This is a genomic window from Bacillus sp. AK124 (genome assembly GCF_053903085.1).
Window position 1 is genome coordinate 1,247,535 of the sequence record NZ_CP096378.1, and the last position, 15,938, is coordinate 1,263,472.

Here is a 15,938-nt window from a genome sequence, read left to right on the forward strand (position 1 = left end):
TTCCCGCTCGGGAGTCATGCTTTTTTGCTTAGTTTGTCGGCTGTTTTTCCGCGGAGGATATCGAACAGTTCGCTCAAATGGCTGATTTCGTGATCGGGTGTAAGGTCAGTTTCATTCTTTTTGCCTTTGCGGTTGACCCAGACGGTTTGAATGCCCGCTCTGGAAGCCCCGAGAATGTCGGTGTTCAAGTTGTCTCCGACCATCACGGCATCATCCTTTGTCATGCCGAGGAGGCTGAGGCAGTGTTCAAATATGCTTGGATCAGGCTTTCCTTTTCCGAATTCACCGGAAATGACGATTTCATTAAAATAAGGAGCAAGTTCCGGTACGCCTGCCAACTTTTCTTTCTGCAGGCTCGGATCGCCGTTTGTCAGCAAAAGAAGCTCTACTTTTCCTTTCAGTTCATCTAAAACGGCAAATGTTTCTTCATACACGAAAGGGCTCTTTCGGCGCACTGCGGCGAAATATTCGCCGAGTTCTTCCCCGAAGGCGGGATCGTCGATGCCAAACGCCTTCAATCCGTTTGTCCATGCGTTTTTTCTGTATTCAGGAACAATTTTGTTCAGTTTTTGAAAGCCTTCGCTGATCGGCTCGCTGAAGTTTGACCACAGGCCTTCAAATGGGTTGATGCCGATCATGACGGTGTATGGATATGTTTCATAAGACGTGTAAAGCTTTCGCGCTGCTTCGCGGACCGCTGCTTCAAATTCTTCCGCATGGATTCCGTATTTTTCTTCAGCTTTAAGACACGTTTTGGAAAATGCTGTGCTGACGCTTTTTTCATCCCAGAGCAATGTATCGTCTAAATCAAAAAATACGGCTTTCATGATCTTCTCCTCTGCCATTAATTTATAGAATTCTCTTATTTATTTTACAATAGATTAAATGGATGTGAAAGAAATGAATTTAAGAATGTGATGTAATGCAGTGTCAAAGTGTGAAAGCTTCTCGAATATGATAGAATGAAACGGGTTTCTATTGTTTGGAAATGCAGGGGATTTTTAAGATGCATCTTATGTTCGTGATAACGGGCTCTCATGCGGACAGAAGAAGCAGATACAGTGTAGAAATGGAAGGAATGGTTTTGTGAAAAAACGATGGATATTTTGGTGGATTTGCAACATATTTTGGATGGCCGTTTTTGTAATGGGGACGGCTCTCGTGTGGCTGAGAGATGTTGATGGCGCCGGTGTTACTCAAACGCCTGAGCTTAAATTAATAGCGTTTATCGTTTTATTGATTGCATTTATATTTCCATTCATTATTCAAGTTGTGTGGCTGATTGTTAATTTGAAAACGGGTAGCAGCAAATAAGGTAAAGGCAGCAATTGTTTGCTGCCTTCAGCGTGTCGACAAACCCTCGCATTCGTTGTCAGGCCTGCGCGTCGGTGCTCGCGAATAGAGGAAGGATCGGCGGCTAACCACCCAGGCGTCCTGCCTGAACACCGCCGTCATCACCTCCTGTGAAAGTCCGCTCCGATGCTCGGCCTTCCTAGACTGCAAGGGTTTTCAATCACGCTGAAAGGATGACAAAATCCCAAAACAAAAAGTCGTTTTGGGATTTTGTCAACAATCTGAAGGCAGCAATTGTTTGCTGCCTTTTTTATTTTGTAAAGCATGCCGCGTCAAAGTGTGAATAAAAAGAGGTATGATAGAATAAGAGCAAATTCCGATACAGAAAGAAAGCAAGGGGAAGTACATGATTCAACTCATGATCATGATGCTGGAGAGAGTGGGGATCATCGTTATCCTGGGCTTTATGTTGGCCCATATGAAGGTGTTCCGTCAGCACCTCCAGCATCCGGAAGGGTATAAGGGAAAAGGGGTTCTCATCTTCATTTTTTCCCTGTTCAGCATCATCAGCAACTATACAGGCATTGAAATCCGGGAACATAAGATTTTGAACAATGATTGGATTTTTGCGATCGATCCATCAAGCTCGATTGCCAATACGAGAATTCTCGGTGTCGAAATCGGCGGTCTGATCGGAGGGCCGTTTGTCGGAGCGGGTGTCGGGCTATTGTCAGGCATTCACCGTTTTTCACTGGGAGGGACGACAGCTTTGAGCTGTGCGGTTTCTTCACTGTTGGCTGGCGTCATCGCCGGTTATATCGGCAGCTTTTTCAGGAAACGGCATCAGATGGTGACACCAAGGGTAGCCGCTCTGGCGGGTATTTGTATGGAGGGTCTGCAGATGCTGATGATTCTCGTACTTGCAAAACCGCAGGCTGAGGCTATTGCGCTTGTTCAGATGATCGGCATTCCGATGATGATTGTCAACGGGACGGGCAGCTTTATTTTTCTATCGATCATTCAGTCTATTATCCGCAAAGAGGAACAGGCGCGGGCCGTTCAGACCCATAAGGTGTTTTCGATAGCGGATCAGACGCTTCCTTTTTTCCGCCGGGGACTGAATGAGGATTCCTGCAAAAGCGCCGCTCTCATTATTCACCGGATGACGGGGACGGATGCCGTATCGATTACGGACAGAGAGAACATTCTCGCTCATGTCGGAGATGGAGCAGATCATCATATTCCTTCGAAAAATCTGATCACCGGTTTATCGAAAAAAGTCATTCAAACCGGAAAGGTCATGAAAGTGAAGTCGCGCGATGAAATCGAGTGTGCGCACCGTTCCTGTCCGCTGCAGGCGGCGATCGTACTGCCGCTCTTCTCCAACCGCGAAACAATCGGCACGCTGAAGCTGTACTTTAAGCATCCATCCGGTCTTAACCGTGTGACGGAAGAGCTCGCCGAAGGGCTTGCCATGCTTTTTTCCACTCAGCTAGAACTCGGTGAGGCTGAGCTGCAAAGCAAGCTTTTGAAAGATGCCGAAATCAAGGCGCTTCAAGCGCAGGTCAATCCGCACTTTTTATTTAATGCCATCCATACGATTTCTGCTCTGTGCAGGACAGATCCCGAAAAAACGCGGAAACTCCTCCTGCAGTTGAGCGTTTATTTTCGTTCCAATCTGCAGGGAGCCAGGCAGCTGATGATTCCGCTCTCAAAAGAGCTGAACCACCTGGAAGCCTATTTATCATTGGAGCAGGCCCGGTTCCCTGGCAAGTATCATATTGATTTTCATATCGAGGACGGTCTTGAAAGCATGGAAATTCCTCCATTTATATTGCAGCTGCTTGTTGAAAACGCGCTTCGCCATGCATTCCCGAGAAAACAAAAGGTATGCACGGTAAAAGTATGCGCTGTGAGAGAGCAGGACGGCGTTTTGATGAAGGTGTCAGACAACGGCAGGGGAATTGATCCCGAGCTGCTTGGACAGCTGGGACAGGCGCCCGCACCTTCAAAAGAAGGGAACGGGACGGCGCTTTACAATGTGAATCAGCGGCTTACCGGTTTGTTCGGGCACCAGGCTGCCCTCGAGCTTGCCAGCGAACCTGATAGAGGAACAGAGATATCCTTTAAGATTCCTTATCAAACCGAAAGAGAGGGGAACAGAGATGCTCAAGGTATTAATCGTGGATGATGAAATGTTTGCGCGAGACGAGCTTAGATATTTATTAGAGCAGACCGAAGAAGTGGTTGCGGTCGATGAAGCTGAACATATCGAAGAAGCGTTTGACAAAATGGCGGATCACAAACCCGATATTCTTTTCTTGGACATCGATTTGTCTGGGGAGAACGGTTTTGACATTGCGAAGCGGCTGAAAAAAATGTCGGCGCCTCCGGCTGTCGTTTTTGCGACCGCTTATGATGAATATGCGCTGAAAGCATTTGAAGTGGATGCGGTCGATTATTTGACAAAGCCGTTTGATGAGGAGCGAATCAGACAGACGATCCAAAAATATAAAAGGATGCGTCCCGGCCATCAGGAGGGGCAGCAGCTTGCGGGCCGCCACAGGCTGGCTCTCAGCATTGACGAAGCGATCGTCATTCTCGATCCGGACGAAATCGTATACGCCGGGTTAGAAGACGGACACGTCACAGTGAAAACCTTTGATCAGGCATACACGGTTCACGATACATTAGTCGTTCTCGAACAAAAGCTTTCACAGACGGCGTTGATCAGGGTGCATAGAAGCTTTCTCGCAAATATGGATCATATTAAAGAAGTCAAACCCTGGTTCAATTCGACATACAACCTCCTGATGAAAGACGGCTCCACGATTCCTGTCAGCCGTACATACGCGAAAGAGCTGAAAAAACGGCTGCATATGGTGTAAAAAATGATCAGCGGCGGTGAAAGACTGAATTCGTCATTCACCGCCGTTTTTTAGCGCTGAAGCCCGGGCCGTCCCGCTTCTATGGAGAATGTGGCATAAGTTGAGACTGGGGCGCCGGGCCGTGTGATATAAGGAAGAACCTGAAAGTCGGCTTCAAGCTGCCGGGGCGTCAAGCGGCAGCGAACATAACCGCGCTGCGCATTGTACAGTTTGACATGCGGGTTTCCGAGCCAGATCGGCGCCAATGAATCGGTCTCGCTGCCGTCAGCGTCTGAAGATATCGAAGTTGTGATCAGCTCGGTTCCGATTGTCGCTGAACCCGCATCGTCGAAGTTCTCCTTTAAGTCGGCAGCGGCATGTCTGTGAATATCTCCTGTCAGCACAACGGGGTTTTGGATGCCGTATGCCTTGTATGCGGAAAAAAGCCTGTCGCGGCAAGCGGGAAAACCGTCCCACTGGTCTGTGCTGTACTCAACTCCGGGGCCTGTATCGCGGTCGATTTGAGCCAGGACGACTTGCTGGACTAAAAAGTTCCACACCGTGTCAGACCGGCTCAAGCCGTTAAAAAGCCAGCGCTCCTGGTCAAATCCGAGTATGGAGCGTGACGGCTCAAGTCGTTCGGCCTCATTTGCCGGAAAATTATTGCGGTACTGCCGGGTGTCCAGAACATTGAATTCAGCCAGGTTTCCATAGCGGAACCGCCTGTACATCAGCATGTCAGGCCCATTTGGAATCGATGTGCTGCGGATCGGGATATTTTCGTAGAAAGCTTGGTACGCCGCTGCGCGCTGCCGGAGAAAATCGTCCGGAGATGTGTTGTATTGGGAATGGATGCCGGCATAATTGTTTTCGACCTCATGGTCATCCATCGTCACAACCCAGGGAGCCAGCGCATGAATGGCCTGGAGGTCCGGGTCTGTCTTAAAAAGAGAATATCTGAGTCTGTATTGGCTGAGCGTGACGGTTTTTGCGTTATGGGCAGCAGATAAAGTCACATCGCGGAAAAGATTTTTAGCATTAATGGCATATTCGTAAATATAGTCTCCGAGGAAAAAAACAACGTCCGGATGGTCTTCGGCCATATGCCGGTAAGCTGTAAAATATCCGTGGTACCAAGCTTGGCACGAGGCGAGAGCGAACGACATTCCCTTGATGTCGGCGTGCGGGGAAGGCGCTGTTTTTGTACGGCCTGTCCGGCTGATTTCCCGTCCCGCTTTAAACCGGTACCAATAATAGCTTCCCGGCTTTAAGCCGTTCACTTCAACATGAACGGAGTGGGCGAGCTCAGCGAGCGCTGAGACGGTCCCGCGCTTCACCACTTTGCGGAAATGTTCATCTTCGGCTACTTCCCACTGAACAGGGACGGCTCTGCCGGGCATTCCCCCTAAACCGTCTTCGGCAAGCGGATCGGGGGCAAGCCTCGTCCAAATGACAACCCCGTCGGGATGCGGGTCACCTGAAGCCACTCCAAGCTTGAATGGATAATCTGCAAATCGGGGCGCGCCGGCGGCGATCGAAGCGTCTTCAGGCATCAGGCCGCGTCTTGCTAAAGATGCGAATTCGCCAGCCGGAACAAAGCGCCCTCCTCTTGAATGGTTCATGAGTCAGAGCCTCCTCATCAATCGTTTTCTCATTAACCACTATACGATCTGTTTTGCTCCATTAGCACATTCTGGAATTTAAATAATTGTGAAGAATGTGCAAAGCCGGAAGAATAATTTGCATTTCAGCGTCCCGTTTCTGCAATTGAAGGGCGGTATCCGGCAAGTTATTTTGAAAACGCTTTTTTGGCCGGGGCCTTTTTATATAATGAACCCAACACAGCCAAAGAGGTGAACGAAATGAAGGGGAAAAAAGAATATGGCTTTTTAACTCAGGCATTTATTTTTGCTGTTATTATGTTTGTTTCAAACGGAATCGCCGCGATTCTGCCCATCCCGATTCCTCCGTCTGTCATCGGCTTGGTGATGTTGTTTGCATTGCTGTGTGCGAACGTGCTGAAGCTGGAACAAGTCGAATCGCTTGGCACGGCGCTCACTTCGCTGATCGGTTTTTTATTCGTTCCGTCGGGTATATCAGTGATGAACTCGCTCGGTGTCATGGAGAAATACGGGCTGCCGATCGTCCTCGTGATTTTCCTGGCCACCGTCATTCTGCTTGCAGCGACAGGCTTGTTTTCACAGTTCATCCTGTCTGCAAGCAAAAAGGACCGTCAGGACAACCGGGTTGAATCAGCCAAAAAAACAGCTTCTTGAATCAATAGGAGGTTATTAACGCTATGACACCTTATTTCGGTATCGTCGTTTCACTGGCCGCATTTGGCATCGGCACTTTTTTATTTAAAAAATCAAATGGTTTTTTCTTGTTCACGCCTCTGTTTGTCGCGATGATTCTTGGGATTGCATTTTTAAAAATCGGTGGTTTTTCATATGAGGACTACAAGAGCGGCGGAGACATCATTAAGTTCTTTTTGGAGCCCGCCACGATTGCGTTCGCCATTCCTTTATACAAACAGGTGGAAAGCTTGAAAAAATATTGGCTGCAAATCCTTGGCGCCATTATTGCGGGCTCTGTCTGCTCGGTTGCTGTCGTCTATCTGATCGCAAACGCGCTCCATCTTGACGGAGCCGTCATGAAAAGCATGCTGCCTCAGGCCGCCACGACCGCGATTGCGCTTCCTTTATCAAAAGGAATCGGCGGCATTCAAGATATCACGGCCTTCGCCGTCATCTTTAACGCAGTGATCGTCTATGCGCTTGGCGCGCTTTTTTTGAAGATCTTCAAAGTGCAGCATCCGATCGCCAAAGGGTTGGCGCTCGGAACATCAGGACATGCCCTCGGCGTCGCCGTCGGAATTGAAATGGGGGAAGTCGAAGCGGCAATGGCGAGTATTGCAGTTGTCGTCGTCGGCGTCGTGACCGTGTTTGTCGTTCCGTTATGTGTCCAAATGATCGGCGGATAGAGCCGGTGAAAGAAAAATAAAAAAATAGCCATTGCTATTTCAAATGTGTCCTGATATAATAGCAAATGTTGTGATAAATTTTATATCTTGACTTGCAGGATTTGTTTATGTAAGATGGATAATGAATTGAATATATATCAACAAGCAGAAGCACCCGCTTCTCACCTGATTGACACATTCTTGTAGTTGGCAGGTTAAACGTACATTTCTTATTTTTCTATGCAATGTTCGCAGTGTGGGTGTTTCGATGCCCGCACTTTTTGTTTGCCTGTGGAATGCAAAGAAACGGTCAAAATGAGGTGTGAAATCAATTCAAAGATTCTATGGAGGTGGCTCATTATTAGCAAAGATCAATTGGTTAATGAGGGTATCCGTGCGCGTGAAGTTCGTTTGATCGGACAAAATGGCGATCAGCTTGGGATCAAATCCCGCCAGGAAGCACTGGAAATTGCGGGTCGCGCAAATCTTGACCTTGTGTTGGTTGCAGCGAATGCAAAACCGCCTGTATGCCGGATCATGGACTACGGAAAGTACAGATTCGAGCAGCAGAAGAAGGAAAAGGAAGCACGCAAAAATCAAAAAATCATTAACTTAAAAGAAGTTCGGCTGAGCCCTGGTATTGAAGAACATGATTTCAATACAAAGCTTCGCAACGCCATCAAGTTCCTGGAAAAAGGGGACAAAGTGAAAGCGTCCATCCGCTTTAAAGGCCGTGCGATCACGCACAAAGAAATCGGACAGCGCGTGCTGGACCGTTTCTCAGAAGCCTGCGCGGAAGTGGCGACTGTTGAAACGAAGCCGAAAATGGACGGCCGCAGCATGTTCTTGGTGCTCGCGCCTAAAACTGAAAAGTAATTAAGGAGGAAACATCCATGCCAAAAATGAAAACTCACCGCGGATCTGCGAAACGTTTTAAAAAGACAGGTTCCGGGAAACTGAAACGTTCTCATGCATATACAAGTCACTTGTTCGCAAATAAATCTCAAAAACAAAAGCGCAAGCTTCGCAAAAGCGCAGTCGTAAGCGCTGGCGATTTCAAACGCATCAAGCAGCAGCTTGCCAACATTAAGTAATTCGGAAAAGGTATAATTAGGAGGGAAATCTAATGCCAAGAGTAAAAGGCGGAACTGTTACACGCAAACGTCGTAAAAAGGTTCTCAAATTAGCAAAAGGTTATTTTGGTTCAAAACATACATTATATAAAGTAGCTAACCAGCAGGTTATGAAATCAGGAAACTACGCTTTCCGTGACCGTCGTCAGAAAAAACGCGATTTCCGCAAACTGTGGATCACTCGTATCAATGCTGCAGCACGCATGAACGGTCTTTCTTACAGCCGTTTGATGCACGGTCTTAAGCTTTCCGGTATCGAAGTAAACCGCAAAATGCTTGCTGACCTTGCTGTAAATGATTTGAACGCATTCAATCAGCTTGCAGACGCTGCTAAAGCGCAATTGAATAAATAATTGAAAAAGGCCGGAACCCGGCCTTTTTCTTTTGTTGTTAGAAGTTCCCTCGCGCGGGATGTGAAACGGTTCGTGAGACCGGCCGCCGCAAGCTCCCAACCGCGAAACAAGGAGAAATGAACAATATGACTCTCATATGGATTTACGCGATCCTCATAAACGGATACGGCTTTTTCTTAATGAAAGCAGACAAGCAAAAAGCGGTCACTGGGAAATGGAGGGTATCTGAGCGCCGCATCCGGCTCGTTGCGGCCGCTTTCGGATCCGCAGGCGTCTGGTTCGGGATGATGCGGTTCAGACATAAGACAAAACACCTTTCCTTCAGGCTTGGCATTCCTTTTTTGCTGGCCGTGCAAGCCGTTTTGACCTATTTTTATATGATGAATTAAAAAAGCAGACGAGGCTTATTGCTCTTCTGCTTTTTTGTTTCTCCACTTTTGAATGTTCGAATCCCAGTCGATTTTGCAATCGGGATAGTGGGCTTTAATGTTTTCTTCCAATTCTGCGAAGTCTTCTTCCGTGAAAGAGCTGAGCTTTTCTTCAGGCGCTTCCGTCCATACAAAAATCGTATGGATGAACAGCGGATGGTCTTTTGAAGGAATGTGTTTTTCTCCTTCGAAAAGCACGCCTTTAAATGTCAGCTTGAGATTTTTGCGTGCATTTTTCTGTTCGTCCAAAAAATAAAAGTGTTTTTTGGCCTGTGCTGATTTCAGCCTTCTGTCCGGACTCCCCAAAAATTGAACGGCCCTGTACACGACGTAAACCAAAAGCGCCAGCAAAGCCAGTCTCAATATGATGACAATCATGTTAAAACAGAACCTCCCTTGAACGTAATTTTGAGTATATCCCAATATATACGAACCAGTTCCCGCAAGGTTTCATTTTTTAACCAAAAAAGCTGTACAGAATATTGGTCGTATTGAAAAGGTATGTTTCTGTATAATAGTAAATGAGGGTTAATTAAGGAGGCTGTATAGAGATGGCAAAACTTGATGAAACATTGACGATGCTAAAGGAATTAACAGATGCAAAAGGAATTCCTGCAAATGAAAAAGAGCCCAGACAAGTCATGAAATCGTACATAGAACCGTTTGCCGACGAGGTTACGACAGACAGACTGGGAAGCTTAATCGCTAAAAAGACCGGACAGGCTGACGGACCGAAGATTATGATTGCCGGCCATCTTGATGAGGTCGGTTTTATGGTTACGCGGATCGATGACAGGGGTTATCTCCGCTTTCAGACGGTTGGAGGCTGGTGGAGCCAGGTCATGCTGGCGCAGCGTGTGACGGTCGTGACGAAGAAAGGCGACATCACCGGTATCATCGGTTCAAAACCTCCTCATGTCCTGTCTCAGGAGGCAAGAAAAAAATCGGTGGATATTAAAGATATGTTTATCGATATCGGAGCGTCGAACAGAGAGGAAGCGATGGAGTGGGGCGTTCTTCCGGGAGACCAGGTCGTTCCTTACTTTGAATTTACGGTGATGAATAATGAAAAAATGCTGCTTGCCAAAGCATGGGACAACCGTATCGGCTGCGCGATCGCGATCGATGTGCTGAAAAACCTGAAAGGAGCGGATCACCCGAATGTCGTCTACGGCGTCGGAACCGTACAGGAAGAAGTCGGACTGAGAGGCGCGAAAACCGCCGCGCATACGATCAAGCCTGATATTGCTTTCGGTGTTGACGTGGGAATCGCGGGTGATACGCCGGGTATTACGGAAAAAGAGTCGACAAGCAAAATGGGAAAAGGCCCGCAGATCATCCTTTATGACGCTTCAATGGTGTCTCATAAAGGGCTTCGCGACTTTGTCACGAATGTTGCAGATGAAGCCGGCATTCCGTATCAATTTGACGCCCTCTCAGGTGGAGGAACAGATTCGGGCTCGATCCACCTTACCGCGAACGGAGTGCCTGCTCTGTCGATCACGATCGCGACAAGGTATATCCATACGCACGCAGCCATGCTTCACCGGGATGACTATGAACATGCGGTAAAATTAATTACCGAAGTGATTAAGCGATTGGATAAAGAGACGGTTCAAAATATTACGTTTGACTGATGAAAGATGTGGCTGACAGGCTTATTTTATAAGCTGTCAGCTTTTTTTTGTAATGTCAAAGACAGCGTTTACATATATAAACATTGTTCGAAAAATTGACAAAGAAAGGGAGGCATTGTTTTTTCATTTACAAGAACAGGAGTGTGATTTGAATGAAAAATGTGTTGCGGAGAATGTCTTTGACAGGATTGATGTTCGGACTGCTGCTGGCTTTTTTGATGCCTGAATCAGGCAAGGCTGCGTTTTGGGACACAAAGGGGGACAATTTCATCCATGACCCTTCCATCATTAAAGAGGGAAATACGTGGTATACATTTGGAACCGGGCTCGGTACAGGGCTGCGTGTCATTAAGTCAACCGACGGCAGAAACTGGAGTGCTGCCCCGAGTATTTTTCCAGCTCCATTGTCCTGGTGGAAGATGTACGTACCAAATCATGAACCGCATCAGTGGGCGCCGGATATCAGCTACTATAACGGCCGGTATTGGCTGTATTACTCTGTATCGTCTTTCGGTTCAAACACATCAGCGATAGGACTCGCATCGACAGACCGGATTTCATCCGGCCAATGGCGGGATGACGGGCTGGTCATCAGATCGACATCCGGTGATCAGTTTAATGCCATTGACCCTGATCTGGTTATTGACAATAACGGGAATCCATGGCTCTCATTCGGTTCCTTTTGGACCGGCATCAAGCTGACAAGGCTTGATAAAAACACGATGAAGCCGACGGGAAGCCTGTATTCGATCGCCTCAAGGCCGAATAACGGCGGAGCGGTTGAAGCGCCGAACATTACCTACAAAGACGGCTACTATTACTTATTTGTCTCGTTTGACAGCTGCTGTAAAGGGGTGAACAGCACATATAAAATAGCGTACGGCCGTTCAACGAGCATTACGGGACCCTATTATGATAAAAGCGGCAAAAATATGATGAACGGCGGAGGGACGATCCTGGATTCCGGCAATGACCGCTGGAAAGGGCCGGGACATCAGGATGTTCTGAACAACTCGATCCTTGTCAGACACGCTTATGACGCGTTGGACAATGGTGTATCGAAGCTGCTCATCAACGACTTGTACTGGGATTCCCAAGGGTGGCCGACTTATTAACAGATGACGGGCGATTTTTCCGCCCGTTTTTTTGTTCTGAAATCTGTCAAAAAAAATAAAAAACACACTGGAAATTAAATTGACAGTTTTTTTCAAAATGATATAATGAAGTTGTTCGTACAAATATGTTTTTGAGTTTAGTTGTACGTACATATAGTCGCGATAAGTTTGAGAATAAGGTATATCCATATTTTTTTGTAAGCGTTTTAATAGTTTGCTAATCTTTACACAGAAACCTTAAAGAAGAGGAGGAAGCTATTTGATTCAAAAAAAGACGCATGTATTTTGGTTTGTGACAGGCAGCCAGCATTTATATGGAGAAAAGGCCGTACAAGAGGTGGAAGAGCATTCCAAAATAATCTGCAACGGATTAAATGACGGACATTTAAGGTTTCAAGTCAAGTACAAAGCGGTGGCCACTTCGCTGGACGGCGTCAGAAAACTGTTTGAAGAGGCGAACCGGGACGAGGAGTGCGCGGGCATCATTACCTGGATGCATACGTTTTCACCGGCGAAAATGTGGATTCCGGGCCTGTCCGAGCTGAATAAGCCGCTGCTCCATTTTCATACCCAATTTAACCGGGACATTCCGTGGGATAGAATCGACATGGATTTCATGAATATTAATCAGTCTGCACACGGCGACCGCGAATACGGCTTTATCGGAGCTAGATTGGGCATTCCGCGAAAAGTCATTGCCGGGTATTGGGAAGATAGAGACGTCAAACACTCGATCGACAAATGGATGAGCGCAGCGGTCGCATATATTGAGAGCCGTCATATCAAAGTCGCCCGATTTGGGGACAACATGCGCAATGTGGCGGTAACAGAAGGAGATAAGATTGAAGCGCAGATTCAGCTTGGCTGGTCTGTCGACGGATATGGAATCGGCGACCTCGTCACAGAGATCAATACTGTATCAGAACAAAGTCTGAACGAGCTCATCTCCGAATATGAGGAGCTTTATGAGTGGCCGGAAGGCGAAGAGGCAAGGGAATCCGTCAAAGAGCAGGCGCGGATCGAGCTTGGATTAAAGCGCTTTCTTTCGAATGGGGGCTATACGGCCTTTACGACAACCTTTGAAGACCTCCACGGTATGAAGCAGCTTCCAGGTTTGGCCGTTCAGCGCCTGATGGCCGAAGGCTACGGTTTCGGAGGAGAAGGAGATTGGAAAACGGCTGCGCTCGTCAGGATGATGAAAGTGATGGCCGGCGGAAAAGAAACGTCATTTATGGAGGATTACACGTACCATTTTGAACCGGGCAATGAAATGATTCTCGGCTCCCACATGCTTGAAGTGTGCCCGTCGATTGCCGATCACAAACCGAGAATTGAAGTCCATCCGCTGTCAATGGGTGCAAAGGACGATCCGGCGCGGCTCGTGTTCGACGGAATTGCAGGCCCTGCGGTCAATGTCTCTCTCATCGATTTGGGCGGCCGTTTCAGGCTTGTCATCAATGAAGTGGAAGCTGAGAAGGTTCCGCATGATATGCCGAATCTTCCGGTGGCGCGCGTACTTTGGAAGCCGCAGCCGTCTTTGAGAACATCGGCTGAAGCGTGGATTTTGGCTGGCGGTGCGCACCATACATGCCTTTCGTATCAGCTGACAGCCGAGCAGATGCTCGATTGGGCCGAAATGTCAGGCATTGAAGCGGTGTTGATCAATCGCGATACGACGATATTAAATCTTCGCAATGAACTTAAATGGAGTGAAGCTGCATATCGGCTTCGCAAGTTTTAAGGGGGTGAAGGCTTATCCCTTACACAATCGGAGTTGACTTTGGAACATTGTCAGGACGCGCTGTTCTCGTCGATGTCCGGACAGGTGAGGAAATCGCGACAGCTGTCAAAGAGTACACACACGGGGTGATAGACCGGGAGCTTCCCGTCTCAAAGCGGAAACTTCCGCGGGACTGGGCGCTCCAGCATCCGGCTGATTACATTGAAGTGCTGGAGGAAACAATTCCGAGCCTTTTAAAGCAGTCGAAAGCGGATCCGAAAGAAATCATCGGCATCGGAATCGATTTCACGGCTTGCACGATTTTGCCCGTTGACGAGAACGGCACTCCTCTTTGCATGAGGGAAGAGTATGCGTCAGAACCGCACAGCTATGTCAAGCTTTGGAAGCACCATGCTGCACAGGAGCAGGCGAATCGCTTGAATCAAATCGCGGAAGAAAGAAATGAACCTTTTCTTCAAACATACGGCGGGAAAATTTCTTCCGAGTGGCTCGTTCCAAAAGTGATGCAAATCGTGGAAGAAGCGCCTGTTATTTATGATGCTGCAGCCGAGATTATGGAAGCGGCCGACTGGATCGTCTATATGCTGTGCGGAACTAGAAAGCGCAACAATTGTACAGCGGGTTATAAAGCGATTTGGAACAATAAAAGCGGCTATCCTTCCGATGATTTCTTCGCAAGCCTGCATCCGAAGCTGAAAAATATCGTTCGCGAAAAATTAACAGAGGATATTTATTCTGTAGGTGAAAAAGCGGGCGGACTGACTGAAGAAATGGCCGGGAAGACAGGGCTTCTGGCTGGTACGGCGGTCGCTGTCGCAAATGTTGATGCGCATGTGTCAGTTCCGGCGGTCGGCATCACAGAGCCGGGCAAGATGCTGATGATCATGGGAACGTCTACCTGCCATATGCTGCTCGGTGAAGATGTCAGAATGGTGCCGGGAATGTGCGGCGTCGTTGAAGACGGGATTCTGCCAGGCTATGTTGGCTATGAAGCGGGCCAATCGTGCGTCGGCGACCATTTTCATTGGCTGATTCAACACTTTGTACCAGAAGCGTATATGAAAGAAGCTGAAGCCGAAGGGATTTCTATATTCGAACTGCTGTCTCAAAAGGCTGACCGTCTCCAAATCGGCGAAAGCGGTTTGCTTGCATTGGATTGGTGGAACGGAAACCGTTCAACACTCGTTGATGCCGATCTGACAGGCATGCTGCTCGGTATGACGCTTGCCACTAAGCCTGAAGAGATATACCGTGCATTGGTTGAAGCGACTGCTTACGGGACGAGGATCATTATTGAAACGTTTAGACAAAGCGGCGTGCCGATCGAGGAGCTGTATGCCGCAGGAGGAATCGCCGAAAAAAATCCGTTTATCATGCAGATTTACGCGAATGTCACCAACATGGAAATCAAAATATCCGGATCTCCGCAGGCGCCGGCTTTAGGTTCCGCGATATTCGGAGCGCTCGCGGCCGGAAGCGTGAACGGCGGTTATGACCATATCGAAGAAGCAGTCGCACATATGGGCAAGATCAAGGATCAAACGTACAAACCAATTCCTGAAAACGTTGCCTTATACGATCGGCTTTATACGGAATACAAGGAACTTTACACGTACTTCGGAAAGCAAAACAACGTGATGAAACGCCTTAAAAAATTGAAAAACATCCAGTCCATTAGTTCTGACACCGGTAAAGCGATGGCTTAAAGGGAGGAGAAAACTGTGCTGGAATCTTTGAAAGAACAAGTATTAAAAGCGAATTTGCAACTTGAAGAATACCGGCTTGTCACCTTTACATGGGGAAATGTCAGCGGTATTGACCGGGAGAATGAGCTGGTCGTCATCAAACCGAGCGGTGTCAAATACAGCGATTTGAAAGCCGAAGATTTAGTGGTTCTGAATATGGACGGCGAGATTGTAGAAGGGGATCTGAAGCCGTCTTCCGATACGCCGACACACCTCTATCTTTACCGGCAGTTTCAGTCGATCGGCGGGATCGTCCATACGCATTCTCCGTGGGCGACAAGCTGGGCGCAGTCAGGGAAGGATATTCCGTCACTCGGAACGACTCATGCCGACTATTACCACGGTGACATTCCGTGTACAAGAGAAATGAATCCTGAGGAGATCAGAGGTCAATACGAGTTGAATACAGGAAAAGTGATTGCCGAGACGTTCCGGCATCTGGACCCCCTGGCGATGCCCGGCGTTCTCGTGAACAATCACGGGCCGTTTTGCTGGGGGAAAGACGCCTTGGCGGCCGTACACAATGCTGTCGTCTTGGAAGAAGTCGCGAAGATGGCGTACCGCTCCCTGATGCTGAATCCGTCTCTTGAGCCGATTAAGAGCGCTTTGCAGGATAAGCACTATTTTCGCAAGCACGGGGCAGACGCGTATTACGGCCAATAGA

General features: G+C 47.9%; 17 protein-coding genes and 1 other annotated feature. Of the genes, 14 read left to right on the forward strand and 3 right to left on the reverse strand.

Translation table 11 applies throughout. The annotated features are described in order from the left end of the window. Positions 1 to 14: 14 nt before the first annotated feature. Entirely contained in the window at positions 15 to 827 is an 813-nt protein-coding gene (locus tag M1E06_RS06280; RefSeq protein WP_020452537.1) for an HAD family hydrolase, read from the reverse strand. Between the two features lie 259 nt (positions 828 to 1,086). Between M1E06_RS06280 and M1E06_RS06285 the strand changes: the two genes are divergently transcribed. The 3 genes from M1E06_RS06285 (at position 1,087) to M1E06_RS06295 (ending at position 4,181) form a co-directional block, all read left to right on the forward strand. Further along, complete coding sequence (locus M1E06_RS06285) at positions 1,087 to 1,314, forward strand: DUF3923 family protein (protein WP_020452536.1); 228 nt, start codon at positions 1,087 to 1,089, stop codon at positions 1,312 to 1,314. Between the two features lie 385 nt (positions 1,315 to 1,699). Beyond that, positions 1,700 to 3,484, forward strand: coding sequence for a sensor histidine kinase (locus M1E06_RS06290; protein ID WP_080131469.1), 1,785 nt, complete (start codon positions 1,700 to 1,702; stop codon positions 3,482 to 3,484). Next, positions 3,459 to 4,181 carry a LytR/AlgR family response regulator transcription factor gene (locus M1E06_RS06295; protein ID WP_020452534.1) on the forward strand — a complete coding sequence of 241 codons (723 nt, stop codon included), beginning with the start codon at positions 3,459 to 3,461 and terminating at the stop codon, positions 4,179 to 4,181. Before M1E06_RS06290 ends, M1E06_RS06295 begins: the two co-directional genes overlap by 26 nt. A 50-nt stretch (positions 4,182 to 4,231) precedes the next feature. On the opposite strand, the gene M1E06_RS06300 is transcribed toward M1E06_RS06295, so the two are convergent. Further along, complete coding sequence (locus tag M1E06_RS06300) at positions 4,232 to 5,782, reverse strand: alkaline phosphatase D family protein (protein WP_026579093.1); 1,551 nt, start codon at positions 5,780 to 5,782, stop codon at positions 4,232 to 4,234. 240 nt (positions 5,783 to 6,022) lie between these two features. Here M1E06_RS06300 and lrgA point away from each other — a divergent pair, with 240 nt between their 5' ends. The 6 genes from lrgA (at position 6,023) to M1E06_RS06330 (ending at position 8,997) form a co-directional block, all read left to right on the forward strand. Next, the gene (lrgA, locus tag M1E06_RS06305) at positions 6,023 to 6,436 is read left to right on the forward strand and encodes an antiholin-like murein hydrolase modulator LrgA (protein WP_075212767.1); all 414 of its coding nucleotides are present in this window, start codon (positions 6,023 to 6,025) and stop codon (positions 6,434 to 6,436) included. A 23-nt stretch (positions 6,437 to 6,459) separates the two neighbouring features. Further along, the gene (lrgB, locus tag M1E06_RS06310) at positions 6,460 to 7,143 is read left to right on the forward strand and encodes an antiholin-like protein LrgB (protein WP_075212766.1); all 684 of its coding nucleotides are present in this window, start codon (positions 6,460 to 6,462) and stop codon (positions 7,141 to 7,143) included. Positions 7,144 to 7,279: 136 nt separating this feature from the next. Continuing rightward, positions 7,280 to 7,412: a sequence feature (ribosomal protein L20 leader region), on the forward strand. Positions 7,413 to 7,479: 67 nt separating this feature from the next. Continuing rightward, positions 7,480 to 7,998 (forward strand): translation initiation factor IF-3, encoded by a 519-nt coding sequence (gene infC, locus M1E06_RS06315; RefSeq protein ID WP_116523372.1) that lies wholly within the window; start codon positions 7,480 to 7,482, stop codon positions 7,996 to 7,998. Positions 7,999 to 8,015: 17 nt separating this feature from the next. Next, positions 8,016 to 8,216 (forward strand): 50S ribosomal protein L35, encoded by a 201-nt coding sequence (rpmI, locus tag M1E06_RS06320; RefSeq protein ID WP_003184267.1) that lies wholly within the window; start codon positions 8,016 to 8,018, stop codon positions 8,214 to 8,216. A 32-nt stretch (positions 8,217 to 8,248) separates the two neighbouring features. Beyond that, complete coding sequence (rplT, locus tag M1E06_RS06325; RefSeq protein ID WP_003184266.1) at positions 8,249 to 8,608, forward strand: 50S ribosomal protein L20; 360 nt, start codon at positions 8,249 to 8,251, stop codon at positions 8,606 to 8,608. Positions 8,609 to 8,733: 125 nt separating this feature from the next. Beyond that, entirely contained in the window at positions 8,734 to 8,997 is a 264-nt protein-coding gene (locus M1E06_RS06330; protein WP_080131467.1) for a DUF1294 domain-containing protein, read from the forward strand. A gap of 15 nt (positions 8,998 to 9,012) precedes the next feature. On the opposite strand, the gene M1E06_RS06335 is transcribed toward M1E06_RS06330, so the two are convergent. Further along, positions 9,013 to 9,414 carry a hypothetical protein gene (locus tag M1E06_RS06335; protein WP_023855473.1) on the reverse strand — a complete coding sequence of 134 codons (402 nt, stop codon included), beginning with the start codon at positions 9,412 to 9,414 and terminating at the stop codon, positions 9,013 to 9,015. Between the two features lie 173 nt (positions 9,415 to 9,587). Between M1E06_RS06335 and M1E06_RS06340 the strand changes: the two genes are divergently transcribed. The 5 genes from M1E06_RS06340 to araD all read left to right on the forward strand — a co-directional run bounded on the left by M1E06_RS06340 (position 9,588) and on the right by araD (position 15,937). Then, positions 9,588 to 10,673: a M42 family metallopeptidase gene (locus M1E06_RS06340; protein WP_020452527.1), complete on the forward strand. Its 1,086-nt coding sequence runs from the start codon at positions 9,588 to 9,590 to the stop codon at positions 10,671 to 10,673. Between the two features lie 152 nt (positions 10,674 to 10,825). Beyond that, on the forward strand, positions 10,826 to 11,788 hold the full coding sequence (locus M1E06_RS06345) for a glycoside hydrolase family 43 protein (RefSeq protein WP_023855472.1): 963 nt from the start codon (positions 10,826 to 10,828) through the stop codon (positions 11,786 to 11,788). Positions 11,789 to 12,047: 259 nt separating this feature from the next. Then, complete coding sequence (araA, locus tag M1E06_RS06350) at positions 12,048 to 13,529, forward strand: L-arabinose isomerase (protein ID WP_065643641.1); 1,482 nt, start codon at positions 12,048 to 12,050, stop codon at positions 13,527 to 13,529. A 14-nt stretch (positions 13,530 to 13,543) separates the two neighbouring features. After that, on the forward strand, positions 13,544 to 15,235 hold the full coding sequence (gene araB / locus M1E06_RS06355; protein ID WP_456270560.1) for a ribulokinase: 1,692 nt from the start codon (positions 13,544 to 13,546) through the stop codon (positions 15,233 to 15,235). Between the two features lie 15 nt (positions 15,236 to 15,250). After that, positions 15,251 to 15,937 (forward strand): L-ribulose-5-phosphate 4-epimerase, encoded by a 687-nt coding sequence (gene araD / locus M1E06_RS06360; RefSeq protein WP_020452523.1) that lies wholly within the window; start codon positions 15,251 to 15,253, stop codon positions 15,935 to 15,937. The last annotated feature ends 1 nt before the right edge of the window (position 15,938 follow it).